10 protein-coding genes are annotated in these 12,054 nt (G+C 57.9%); 2 read left to right on the plus strand and 8 right to left on the minus strand.

Translation table 11 applies throughout. The annotated features are described in order from the left end of the window. Positions 1–98: 98 nt before the first annotated feature. The 7 genes from greB to MID00_RS19505 all read right to left on the minus strand — a co-directional run bounded on the left by greB (position 99) and on the right by MID00_RS19505 (position 8,140). The gene (gene greB / locus MID00_RS19475) at positions 99–692 is read right to left on the minus strand and encodes a transcription elongation factor GreB (protein ID WP_254499382.1); all 594 of its coding nucleotides are present in this window, start codon (positions 690–692) and stop codon (positions 99–101) included. 17 nt (positions 693–709) lie between these two features. After that, positions 710–1,558 (minus strand): 3',5'-nucleoside bisphosphate phosphatase, encoded by an 849-nt coding sequence (locus MID00_RS19480; protein WP_009457981.1) that lies wholly within the window; start codon positions 1,556–1,558, stop codon positions 710–712. Positions 1,559–1,564: 6 nt separating this feature from the next. After that, positions 1,565–2,461, minus strand: a complete 897-nt coding sequence (locus tag MID00_RS19485; RefSeq protein WP_254003211.1) for an alpha/beta fold hydrolase — start codon at positions 2,459–2,461, stop codon at positions 1,565–1,567. 121 nt (positions 2,462–2,582) lie between these two features. Continuing rightward, complete coding sequence (locus MID00_RS19490) at positions 2,583–5,051, minus strand: DNA internalization-related competence protein ComEC/Rec2 (protein WP_254499383.1); 2,469 nt, start codon at positions 5,049–5,051, stop codon at positions 2,583–2,585. A 200-nt stretch (positions 5,052–5,251) separates the two neighbouring features. Further along, positions 5,252–6,085, minus strand: a complete 834-nt coding sequence (locus MID00_RS19495) for a TatD family hydrolase (protein ID WP_250757072.1) — start codon at positions 6,083–6,085, stop codon at positions 5,252–5,254. A gap of 74 nt (positions 6,086–6,159) precedes the next feature. After that, positions 6,160–6,873 (minus strand): ABC transporter ATP-binding protein, encoded by a 714-nt coding sequence (locus tag MID00_RS19500; RefSeq protein WP_254499384.1) that lies wholly within the window; start codon positions 6,871–6,873, stop codon positions 6,160–6,162. Beyond that, entirely contained in the window at positions 6,866–8,140 is a 1,275-nt protein-coding gene (locus MID00_RS19505; protein WP_254499385.1) for a lipoprotein-releasing ABC transporter permease subunit, read from the minus strand. Before MID00_RS19505 ends, MID00_RS19500 begins: the two co-directional genes overlap by 8 nt. Before the next feature lie 42 nt (positions 8,141–8,182). On the opposite strand from MID00_RS19505, the gene MID00_RS19510 reads away from it, so the two are divergent. After that, positions 8,183–9,130, plus strand: a complete 948-nt coding sequence (locus MID00_RS19510; RefSeq protein WP_254499386.1) for a hypothetical protein — start codon at positions 8,183–8,185, stop codon at positions 9,128–9,130. Continuing rightward, positions 9,112–10,821, plus strand: coding sequence for a single-stranded-DNA-specific exonuclease RecJ (gene recJ / locus MID00_RS19515; protein ID WP_254499387.1), 1,710 nt, complete (start codon positions 9,112–9,114; stop codon positions 10,819–10,821). The genes MID00_RS19510 and recJ overlap by 19 nt, the downstream gene beginning before the upstream one ends. A 172-nt stretch (positions 10,822–10,993) precedes the next feature. On the opposite strand, the gene MID00_RS19520 is transcribed toward recJ, so the two are convergent. Then, positions 10,994–11,917: a DMT family transporter gene (locus tag MID00_RS19520; RefSeq protein WP_009457997.1), complete on the minus strand. Its 924-nt coding sequence runs from the start codon at positions 11,915–11,917 to the stop codon at positions 10,994–10,996. Positions 11,918–12,054 lie beyond the last annotated feature (137 nt).

The raw sequence follows: 12,054 nt of genomic DNA on the forward strand, positions 1-12,054 counted from the left end.
GGCTGGAGACACAGCAAACCCGGCAAGCTCGACAAGACGTCTTGAGGGGCCGGAGCGATTCGCGCCCCGTAATCTCCAATACGGACCCGGTACGGCGTTCAAATCGGGCTGTCTCCATCCAGATCAGGAGCTGATGCGGGTTCGGGATAGGACACTTCCAGAATATCCAGCTCTTCCTTACCGGCGGGGGTGCGCAGCACCACGGTATCGCCTTCACGCGCCTTGATCAGGGCCCGGGCCACCGGCGAAATCCAGCTGATACGGCCTTGCAAGGGTTCGGCCTCGTCCACGCCCACAATGGTGATGGTGAACTCTTCACCCTGGCTGTCGCTATAAACAACGGTTGCACCAAAGAACACCTGATCGGGATTGGGCTGCAAGCCGGGATCGACCACTTCGGCAATTTCCAGACGCTTGGTCAGGAAACGGATACGGCGGTCGATTTCTCGCAGGCGTTTTTTACCGTACAGATAATCGCCGTTCTCGGAGCGATCACCATTGGATGCCGCCCAGGAGACGATCTGCACCACCTCGGGACGTTCCTTGTTCATCAAATGGCTCAGTTCGCCACGCAAACGGCGATACCCCAGGACCGTCATGTAATTCTTGGTCCCACTGGGTAGCGCACTGGCCGGGGCGTCCAGATCGTCGTCATCGTCCTGATCGGACTCTTTCACAAAGGCTTTATTCATCGTTTAAAAGGCTCCTGCTAGAGCCACTCCTGCCAAACGGGTTTCAATCCCGAGGGCAAAGGCGGCAAATCGCCTAAATCAACACGCCCTTCGCTGGGACCATGAAAATCCGAACCACAGGACACTTCAAAACCATAGCTGCGTGCTACCTGGGTATACACGCTGTATTCCTGCGGAGTATGACTGCCTGTCAGCACTTCAATACCTACGCCACCCAGTTCCAGAAACTGGGTGTACAAGGCATGGCTGCGGGTGCCATCCAATTCGTAACGTCCGGGGTGGGCAATAATGGCCTTGCCGCCCGATTCACGTATCCAGCCCACCGCTTCTTCCAGACTGGCCCAGACGGTTTCCACGGCAGCAGGCTTGCCATCCGCCAAGTAGCGGCGAAAGGCCTCATTCATATCAACGCAGTAACCTTGCTGCACCAGAAACCGCGCAAAGTGCGTGCGACTGATCAGTTCCGGATTGGCAGCAAATGGAACTGCGCCTTCGTAGGCATTGGGAAAGCCCAGTTTTTCCAAGCGTTCACCCATTTGACGAGCGCGCTGCTCGCGGCCAGCACGCACATCATGCAGCGCCTGCTGCAGGGCAGGATGGTCCGGGTCCACGCCCAGGCCCACAATGTGGATAGTCTTGTTCGCCCAAGTGACGGAGATTTCTACCCCGTCCACAAAGCGTATGCCCAGATCCTCGGCGTATTGCCGGGCCAGTTTCAAGCCACCGATTTCGTCATGATCCGTCAGGGCCCACAGTTTCACACCGTTAGCATGCGCACGTGCGGCGAGTTCCGCGGGGCTGAGCACACCATCTGAATAAATGGAATGGCAATGCAAATCAACGGGCAAGCGGGCCTGAACACTCATAAGGGGCTATCCAGCAAGAAAGTAGTCGATATGGTCGATTTGCTCGGCATTGCGCAGCATGGGCGCATGCCCCACATTGGGAATAGTCACCAATTGCGAATTGGGATTGCGTTGCAACATTTCCTGGGCCGCTTCTGGCTTCAAGAGATCGGACTCTTGACCACGCACGATCAGAACCTTGTCCGGCAATCCCTCATAGGCGCCCCACAACAAAGCCTGTGCCGCTTGCAAATCCACATCCGCTTGCTGAGCAAAGGCTTGCGACAAGCGCAAATCGTAATGGCGACGCCATTTGCCTTCATGTTCCACAAAGACGTGGCGGGACATATCGGCCCATTCTTCAGCGGAATGCTCCCCGAAGGAAGCCGAGACTGAACGTACATACTCCACCGCCTGTTCGAAGGTATCAAACAGCACGGACTGACCGACGTATTCACTAATGCGTTGCAGCCCTGTCATATCCAGCGCCGGGCCTACATCGTTCAGAACGACACGCCCCAAGGGCAGTTGCAAGGGTTCGGCGCCCAGTCCTGGTCCGGGGCGAGCCGGACGCAGCAAGGCTGACATGGCTTGCGCGCCTTGCAAACCCAAGGCAATCAAACCGCCCATGGATGTGCCCACCCAATCCAGCCGTGCCGGCTGCAATCGGGCAATCAATACCAACATGTCGGCAACGTATTGCGGAATGGCGTAAGCGGCTGGATCAATCAGCCAATCAGAGCGGCCACGTCCCACAACATCGGGGGCTACCACACGGTAACGTTTGGACAGGCGCTGAGCCAGTTGATCAAAATCCCGGCCAGTACGCGTCAAACCATGCACGCACATCAAGACCTGATCGTTACCGGGATCGCCCCACTCCCAGTACGCCATGCGGTGCGTACCGGAGGCACTGGCACACATAACCCAATTAAGGCGCGGCTCCTGAAGATCAGTTGTCATGAACGCTCAGACCAGAATTTGACAGATAAAGGACTATTGTAGCCCAGCCCGAGGGCTTTACTATGCCGTTTCTGTCCTGCCGTCAGGGCGGTGCTGGGGACTGCCAGTAGCGGGCGTGACGATCACGCTCGCCAAAGTAATACAGGGCCGAAGGACGCGACTCCACAGTCAAAGCGCCCCAATGATCGGTACGCAGGAATAAAGCGCCGGAGCGTTCCCAACGCGTTTGCACCTGCGCATGTGGATGCCCAAAGCGATTCCACCATCCTAGTTGAGCAATCGCCAACCCCGCTTGCATGTGTTTCACAAAATGCGCCCCCGAGGAGGTCCGGGAACCGTGATGCCCGACTACAACGACATCAACAGGCCCCAAGCCCGCCGCCACAATGGCTTGCTCCTGCGCCACACCGGCATCGCCCAAAAGCAAGGCGCTGTGTCGGGCACCTCGAATTTCCAGCACACAGCTGATGGCATTCTTATCTTCCTCACTGCCATAGGCGGCCTTGAATCTGGCTTCATCCGCAGGGGGCCACCAGAACCGGAAACGTACGCCGTCTACCTTCCAGTGCACATCCTGCTCACAGCGCAGGGCCTGCTCCGGGCGAACAGTGGAGCCAGCAGGCACGGCCAGCAAACGCTCCTCCCGATTCAGATGCGCGTCCAGATCAAAGCTGCTATAGGAGCGGCTAACCGGTACCGCCTGCAATACGCTGCGCGTCCCGCCCACATGGTCCATATCGGCATGAGACAACACCAAGGTATCGATCTGCCCTATTCCCTTGGCTTTCAACCAGGGGGCAATGCTGCGTTTGCCTTCATCGGAATCAGGGCCGTAGCGGTTTCCCACGTCAAACAGCAACACCTGACTGCGAGTACGCAGCACCACCGCACTGCCCTGGCCTATATCCAGGGCAAACAAGTCCCAGTCCCCTTCCTGCAATAAAGAAGGTCGCAAAGCCAAGGCGGGCACTAACAGAGACAGGCCGCTCAAGCGGGACACAAAGCCTTTGGGCAAAAGTAATAGCAGTACCCCCAGCAAAGCCAGAACTGTCCAAGCCCAGTGCTGGGCAGGCACTGGCACACTGGCAAGGCTGCGCTCCGCCAGCCAGATCGTAGGCTGCATGGTGAAATCCAATACAGCATGAGCAAGATTAGCGACAGACTCGCACCAGTTTGAAGGAGCCTGTAGCGCCGCCAAAATCAACAAGAGCAGCACCAGCGGCGTCACAACTGAGCCGATCAAGGTGATGGCATACGCATTCGCGGGCAAGGAAGCCAAGGATATTTCATGGAACAAGGGGGCCAGAGCGGGCAACAAGGCCAAGGTAATCAGCACCTGCAACTGAGTCGCAAACCAGATCCGCTGCCCCCAGCGCTGCCACCGGGTGCCTGGCTGCGGCACCTGCCCCATCAAAGCGCCAAACGCGAACAAGACCGAAACAGCGGCGAAAGATAGATAAAAGCCGGTGGTCAGCCCCGCCCATGGATCATGCAAAACCACAAACAGAGCTGCAATCAGCAAAGTCCGGCTGGCTCCCAAATATAAACCCCGAATACGGCAGACACCCAGCACCAGCAACATCAAAAAAGTACGCTGGGCAGGAACACCCCAACCTGCGATGACGCAGTAAGCACCCGCCCCGGCAATACCTACCCAGGTCGCAGCAACCTGAGCAGGAACTTGTTCGGCCAATACCCAGCGCCCCCAACGAACACGTCGCCAACACCAGGACACTAAGGCAGCCAACAACACGGCCAGGAACGTAACGTGCGTGCCGCTGATGGAGACCAGGTGCGTCAGGCCACTGCGATTGAAGATCAGCCAATCCGCTGCGGCGATACTGGCCTGATCTCCCAAAGACAAAGCCAGCATCACCCCGCCCCAGCGTTGTTCTTGTACGTAGGGCATCAGGACGTTGCGCAAATGATGGCGTAGACGCTCCGTCCATGTGGGCCAGGACTGCGCCGGATCAAAGTCCAATCGTTGTGGCTGACCCCGCACACTGCCCACAGCCCGCCAGCCTTGAGTCATGGCATGACGTTCTGCGTCAAAGCCATGAGGGTTACGGGCTCCTTGAGGTGGACGCATCAATAAAGACATGCGCCAGCGCTGACCGGGCATCAGCTCGGGGAAGCTTTGTACAGACGGCTCACGGTACAAGGAGCGATGGCCTTGAGCCGCATTCCAGCGAACCAGAATCTGCTCGGGCAAACCGGGAGGCTGGGAGCTCAAGACTCGTGCCTGAAACTGTCTGTAATTCGGCCCTGCCTGTACCAAGGACTGGATTTCCAGCTCTACCCGACTGACTTTATTGATGTCAGTGACCGGGACGGATTGAGCCAGCCGGCCCTGTATATGCCAAATGCTGTAGCTGGCTCCCAAGCAGGCAAAGACCAGAACATAAGCAAAAGAAAAACGCTGCGCCAGCAAGATGCTCACAACCACAGCACCCAGCCACGGCCAAACAGGCACGGCCAGATACGAAGGCTTCAGGAAATGGGTGAATGTGGCTGCGGCCACAAAAGCGGCTAAACACGCACGCCCTGTCATGGGCTCTGCCCTGCCATCGTGATCTCCACGCAAATCTATAGCGTAGAGTTCAGGCGTGCCTCAAAGGGTCGAAACAAGGACACTTTGCTCATATCGGCTTGTACCGATAGGCAAAACGCGCCTCTTACCTGACAGATAAACCAGGAGTGAAAGCCCAGTGAAAAAGCAGTTCTGGCAACATCAAAAAGCCTGCCCCCAGCCTAATACCCCTGGCTAGACAAAAACGCATCCAGCCTTGGCAAGACTCGTCGTGCCGTGGCCCCGGTCTGGCGAATGACTTCAGCCACGTCCATCCCCCGCAGCTCTGCAAGACTCTCCGCGACTCCTTTCACCTCAGCCGGCTCATTGCGAACCGATGCCAAGGGAGTCCCCGGCTCCACCAACCAGGACGGCGCCAAATCCGGCGCATCGGTTTCCAGCACAATATCATCAAGACTCATATCCTGCGCCAGACGGCGAATCTGCTTGGCTCGGCCAAAGGTCATGGCCCCACCAAAACCCAGCGCACAGCCTTGGCGTACGAACATCTGCGCCTGCTGCTCACTACCGTTAAAAGCATGGGCTATCCCGCCTACTCCCGGAAATTGCCGCAGATATTTCAGTACCCGGTCTTGAGAGCGACGCACATGCAGGAGTACAGGCAAGCCATAGCGTTGCGCCATGGCCAATTGAGCTTCATACAGCCATTCCTGATGACGACTAGCCTCTTCGGTTTTCAGCTCTGGCACAAAGTAGTCCAGACCGATTTCCCCCAAGGCGACAAAACGCGGGTCGTCCAGACGCAGCTGGATTTCCTGTTCCAAGGCTTCCAGATCTGCTGCCCCCACTTCAGGAGTAAACAGGGGGTGAATCCCCAACGCATACACGCCCCCGGGTGCTGCCATCGCGGTCTCACGGGCAGCTTGAAAGTCAAATACACCTACGGACGGCACCACAATCGAACGTACACCCGCCACGCGGGCACGCTCAATCACCTGCTCTCGGTCTTGAGCAAATTCGGGAGCATCCAGATGACAATGCGTATCGATAAGCATAACGAGACTCCCCACAAACCTCAGCCCCTCAAAGGGAAGGACGCGGTATGACAGCCCCACGCCCCTGCGAGGTATTAGACCCGGCGCTCGGCCCTGATTTCCTGGGTCAGATAGCCCTTGTCCATTACCAGCTGACGATGGGCCAGGGAGGCCAGGGCCTGGTCATGGGTCACGATGACAAAAGCTGTGCCGAACTCTTCATTGACCCGGCTTAACAGTTCAAACATACCTTCAGCGGTATAGCGGTCCAGATTACCCGTAGGCTCGTCCGCCAGCACGCAGGCAGGTCGTGTGACCAAAGCACGCGCCAAGGCCACTCGCTGACGCTCGCCCCCGGACAACTGACCCGGATAGTGATGCACGCGCTGGGACAAACCCACTTGTTCCAGAACCTGCTGAGCCTGCTCGCGCGCCTCTGGACGCTTCATGCGACGCACGATCAAGGGCATGGCCACATTGTCCAGCGCATCAAACTCAGGCAGCAAATGGTGGAACTGGTACACAAAGCCCAGCACCTTGTTGCGCAGCTGACTGCGTTCGCTTTCATTCAGACTCTCTGTCTGGGTGCCGTTAACCTCGATGCTGCCTGTATCAGGCTTATCCAGCAGGCCCAAAGCGTGCAGCAAGGTACTTTTACCCGAGCCGGAAGCGCCGATAATAGCCACCATCTCGCCACGACACACCTCCAGATTCACCCCGGAAAGCACTTGAATGCTGTTGCCGCCTTCCTCGTAGTGGACGCTGACATCGCGCGCGCGCAGCACGGTTGGAGCGATAAGATCAGTCATGACGCAGCACCTGCGCAGGTTGAAGCTTGGAAGCACGCCAGCTTGGGTACAGCGTGGCCAGGAAGGACAAAACCAGCGAGACAATAGCAATCAGCACAATGTCATAGACCTGCGGATTGGAAGGCAATTCGCTGATGAAGTAAATCTGCTGAGGCAGGAATTTACGACCCATCAGGTTTTCAATAAAGGGCACGATCACGTCGATATTGTAGGCAATCAAGGTACCCAAACCGACGCCCAGCAAGGTACCCACAACGCCAATCAAAGCACCTTGCACCAGGAAAATACGGGCAATCTCGCTGGGGGTGGCACCAATAGTGCGCAAAATAGCAATATCCGACTGCTTGTCTTTCACGGCCATCACCAAGGAAGAGAGCAGGTTGAAAGCCGCCACCGCCACAATCAGGGCCAGAATCAGGAACATCATGCGTTTTTCGGTTTGCACAGCGGCAAACCAGGTACGGTTATTAGCTGTCCAGTCCGACACCAGCACGTTGCGCGGCATTTTGCTGGCCAACTCCTGAGCCACCATGGGGGCCTGCTGCATATCTTTAATACGCAGACGCACACCACTATTGCCACTGTCGCGGAAAATCTTGGAAGCATCATCCACGTTCACAAAAGCCAGGCTGGCATCGTATTCGTAATAGCCGGAGGAAAACACGCCGGTTACCGTGAACTGGCGCATGCGTGGTGAAAACCCAGCTGGCGAGATCGAGCCTTGCGGGGCCATCAGCATGATCGTATCGCCCGTGCTGACACGCAATTGATTGGCCAACTGCTCGCCCAGCACAATCCCGAAAGTGCCTGGCTGCAGATTTTCCAGTCGGCCCATGACCATTTGCTGGGCCAGCTCGGACACCTTGCTTTCCTGATCAGGCTCAATGCCGCGTACCTGCACGCCCATCAATTGATTACTGCGCACCAGCATGCCCTGCCCGGCCACATAGGGGGCCGAGCCCACCACCGCCGGATTGGTCTGGGCTTTTTGGGCCAGCGACTTCCATTCATTCAGGACTTGCTGATGATCGGCATTGCGCACAATCAGTTCAATATGCGGCAAGACCGACAGCATGCGATCACGCACCTGGGTCTGAAAGCCGTTCATGACAGACAGCACGACAATCAGCGCGGCTACCCCCAGGGCAATCCCCGCCATCGAGCTGCCCGCAATAAAGGAGACAAAACGGTCTTTTCGTCCCCCACGCCGTTTGCGGCCCCTGGCCAGGCCGGCATACCGCGCTCCAATCCAAAATTCGTATCCCATGCGAGCTGCTATCGCCTCAAAGAAAACACTACAATCGCTGTCATGCAGATCGTAATCAACGGTGCGCTGCCGGAACCGGCCATCGCGCGCGAACTCATCAAACACTTGCCCCAGACGGCCCCTTCACTGGTTCAGTTACTGACTCAGGGCAAAGGCACGCTGTCGGTACGCGACCCGTCCGAGGACCTGTGCACGCCAGCACAAGCCTGGCTTTTGCACGCCCACGGCTTTTCGGCGCACCAAGCCCAGCATCTTAGCGCAGGTCTGGCCCCTTTGCGGCTACGCCAGTTGAAACAAATCCACTCGGTGGCGCCGGACCAGCCGGTCTGGCTGGCAGAGCTGGTGCACATTGCCCCCTCTCGCGAGGGCGCCATGCTGATACCCAGCGAGCAACTAGCCTTGACTGAGTCCTATAGCCGCGCCTTGCTGGAGGCCATTCGCCCTTATCTGGACGACACCGGCTTTCAATTCGAGTACATCAGCCCGGCCTTGTTGCGTGTCACTCCACCAGCTGATTTTACGGTGCAAGCGGCCTCCACAGAACTGGTCAGCCAAAGCAATTTGAATAATTGGTGGACACAGGATGTGCAAACCCGCCCCTGGCGTCGTCTTATCAATGAATTTCAAATGCTGGCCTTTTCCCTGCCGGACAATCAGGAGCGCGAACAGGCGGGTCTGCCCAATGTGAACAGCTTGTGGCTGTTTGGCGGAGCGTCCTGTCAGCAATTAGGCCCCGAGCCCGCCGAACTGCGCATTATTGATGATTTGCAAGACAGCCTGATACGACAAGACTGGGGGCTTTGGCTACAACAACTGGCCGAGCTGGATCGAACCGTGCTCGCCCCCCTGGCCGCAGGGCCCATGCCAGAACTGGTGCTGACCGGACTGGACCGCTACGCTCACGTCGGTCCCGCCTCGCGCCGCATCTGGCCCCTGTCCCTGTTCAAACAAACCTCTAACTGGAGTCAGTGGTGGTCACCCCTATCCTGAAAAACCGTCCCGTTCAAGAAGCCGCCAGCCACGCCCTGAAACAGGCCGGGATTCACGATTTAATGGCCCGCCTGCTGGCCTCTCGGGGTGTGACCGATGCCGCCCAGATCGATCCGGCCTGGCGCAACATGATTCCGCCCAATATGCTGACCCAGGCGCGTGAAGCCGCCGTCTTGCTGGCCGATGCCATTGCCCGCCGGGACCGCATGCTGATCATTGCCGACTACGACTGTGACGGCGCTACCGCCTGTGCAGTCGGCCTGCGCGCGCTGCGCAGCATGGGCGCAGTCGTGGACTTTCTGGTTCCGAACCGCTTTGAAACCGGCTATGGCCTGTCGCCCGCCGTGGTCGAACTGGCTGAGCAACATCCCTCGGGCAAACCGGATCTGCTGATTACCGTGGATAACGGCATTGCCAGTATTGATGGTGTGGAAGCCGCTCATATGGCGGGCATGAAAGTTCTGGTCACAGACCACCACCTGCCCGGCGATGAGTTGCCCGATGCCCTGGCGATTGTGAACCCCAATCAGCCCGGCTGTGAGTTCCCCTCCAAGAACCTGGCCGGTGTGGGCGTTATTTTTTACCTGATGCTGGCTTTGCGTGCCGAGCTGCGTCAGCGCGGGGTATATGAGGCCAATGCAGGCCCACGCCTGAACGAACTGGCCGATCTGGTCGCCCTGGGGACCGTGGCCGACGTAGTCAGCCTGGATGCCAATAACCGCCTGATCGTCACCCAAGGGCTGGAGCGCATGCGCAAGGGCCAGATGCAGGCTGGGCTGCGCGCCCTGTTCCAGGTTGCTGGCCGTGACCCGCGGCAGGCCAGCGCCTTTGATCTGGGCTTTGCCCTGGGGCCACGCATCAACGCCGCCGGTCGACTGGCCGATATGGCCTTGGGCATACGCTGCCTGATCACGGATGACGAAGACGAGGCCGCTAATTTGGCTCGCGAACTGGAGGACATGAACCAGGATCGCCGCTCGATTGAGCAGTCCATGCGCGAAGAGGCCCTGCGCGCAGCCGAACTAGCCGAACCGGACACCAGCGCCACTGTGTGCGTGTTCCACCCCGAATGGCACCAGGGCGTGGTCGGCCTGGTCGCCTCGCGTTTGAAAGAAAAGTACTGGCGCCCTACCCTGGCGTTTGCCCAGGGTGACGAAGGCGAGATCAAAGGTTCGGGCCGCTCCATCCCCGACGTACACCTGCGCGATGCGCTGGATTTGGTCTCCAAACGCTATCCCGGTCTGATTCTGAAGTTTGGTGGCCACGCCATGGCGGCCGGCCTGACGATTGAAGAGGACAATTACGATGTGTTTGTGCAGGCCTTTGAAGAGGCCGTACAGGAACTGACCGGCCGCTATCAGTTTGATCCCGTCATTGAAACCGACGGTTCGCTGGAACCTGAGCACATCAATATCACCGTCGCTAGCTTGCTGCAAAAACAGGTCTGGGGCGCAGGGTTTCCAGCCCCCGTGTTTCGTGACAAGTTCTTTGTACGCCAGCAGCGTTTGCTGAAGAACAAGCACTTGAAGCTAAGCCTGGAGCGTAACGGCGAATACTTCGATGCGATCTGGTTCAACCGCGATACCTTGCTGCCGGAAAATATCGAAGCCGCCTATCGCCTGGATCAGAACGAATGGAACGGGAACGTCAGCGTGCAATTTATTATTGAATATGCACAGGGGCAGGATTAAGCACTATCGCTATCGCCCAGTGTCCCTTTCCCGGAACCGCTGCTTATGCAGCGGTTTTTTTTAATTACGACTAGCTTTGAATAGAAGCAGCCCTGGCATCCCAGCTACGCATGGCTTCTGTAATAGGCGCATCCAATACAGTCCCAATACGGCCATCCCGCGCCTAACCTTCTTAATGCGTTTGAGACTTCGACCGAGTCGGCAAGGTCGCCAGCACCAAGCCCGCCAGAGCCAGAATGAAGGCGTAAACATGCACGGTGGTGAAGCTCTCACCCAGCACCAGCACACCCACTGCTGCGGTACCCAAGGGCATCAAGACCATAAACACCGCGGCTTGCGAAGCGGGTACGGAACGCACTCCCGTCATCCACAGCCAGACCGTCCAGACGCTGGCGGCCAAGGAATAAAACACCAGCAAAGGCCAGATCCAGCCTGCCGGTGCCGTGAAATCGAAATCCCAGGCGGCGTATAAACCTAGGGGCGTAATCAGCGCCAGGCTACACAGATTGATAATCGCGCTGATGCGCTTGGGACTAAGCACGGCGGTCAGGCGCTTGCCTATGACCGCATAAGCCGACTCGCACAGGACGGCACAAAAGATCAGCGCATTGCCCAGCCACATTTTTCCTGGGTCCAGCTGATCCACACCGTGATCGTCCTCCTGTACCAGGGCCAATAAGGCAATCCCGCCCATCCCCAGGGCCAGTGACACCCAGGTGCGCGGCCCTATGCTTTCTTTCAGGAAGTACCAGCTGAACAAGGCCACCATCCCGGGAATGGCGGACAAAATAACGCCAGCAGAGACCGCACTGGTCATGCTGATGCCTGTCACCATGCACAGCGTGAACAGGAAATTACCCAAAAAGGATTCCAGAAAAATCAGGCCACGGGTACGCAGATCCAGTGCGGGTTCAGTCGCCGGTTTGCGCAGCCAGCGCAGCATGGCGATCCCGCCAATGCCAAAGCGCAGCCAGGCCAGCAAGAACACCGGCAGTGCCGCGACCAACGGCCGTGTCAGGGCGATATAACTGCCCACCAAGGACATGGACAAGGCCAAACAGGCGTATGCCGCCAGACGTGATCCCGCTCTATTCACCCACCCTCTCCTAATACACACATTTGCAAGGCAGCTAATCAAAATACCACGGCGGCCAAGGTCTACAATACGCCCGAGCTCGGCCTTCCAGGATAAAAAACATGGCCTGCCATGTTGTCCGTTTCGCTCACCACCGC

Origin of the sequence: Alcaligenes sp. NLF5-7 (assembly GCF_024266725.1) — a bacterium.
In the GTDB taxonomy this organism is placed as follows: domain Bacteria; phylum Pseudomonadota; class Gammaproteobacteria; order Burkholderiales; family Burkholderiaceae_B; genus Alcaligenes; species Alcaligenes phenolicus.

What these genes read in the sequence shown, in the direction of transcription:
- greB (WP_254499382.1), bottom strand. Translation starts at nt 692, where the DNA reads ATGAATAAAGCCTTTGTGAAAGAGTCCGATCAGGACGATGACGACGAT.
- MID00_RS19480 (WP_009457981.1), bottom strand. Translation starts at nt 1,558, where the DNA reads ATGAGTGTTCAGGCCCGCTTGCCCGTTGATTTGCATTGCCATTCCATT.
- MID00_RS19485 (WP_254003211.1), bottom strand. Translation starts at nt 2,461, where the DNA reads ATGTGTGCCAGTGCCTCCGGTACGCACCGCATGGCGTACTGGGAGTGG.
- MID00_RS19490 (WP_254499383.1), bottom strand. Translation starts at nt 5,051, where the DNA reads ATGACAGGGCGTGCGTGTTTAGCCGCTTTTGTGGCCGCAGCCACATTC.
- MID00_RS19495 (WP_250757072.1), bottom strand. Translation starts at nt 6,085, where the DNA reads ATGCTTATCGATACGCATTGTCATCTGGATGCTCCCGAATTTGCTCAA.
- MID00_RS19500 (WP_254499384.1), bottom strand. Translation starts at nt 6,873, where the DNA reads ATGACTGATCTTATCGCTCCAACCGTGCTGCGCGCGCGCGATGTCAGC.
- MID00_RS19505 (WP_254499385.1), bottom strand. Translation starts at nt 8,140, where the DNA reads ATGGGATACGAATTTTGGATTGGAGCGCGGTATGCCGGCCTGGCCAGG.
- MID00_RS19510 (WP_254499386.1), top strand. Translation starts at nt 8,183, where the DNA reads ATGCAGATCGTAATCAACGGTGCGCTGCCGGAACCGGCCATCGCGCGC.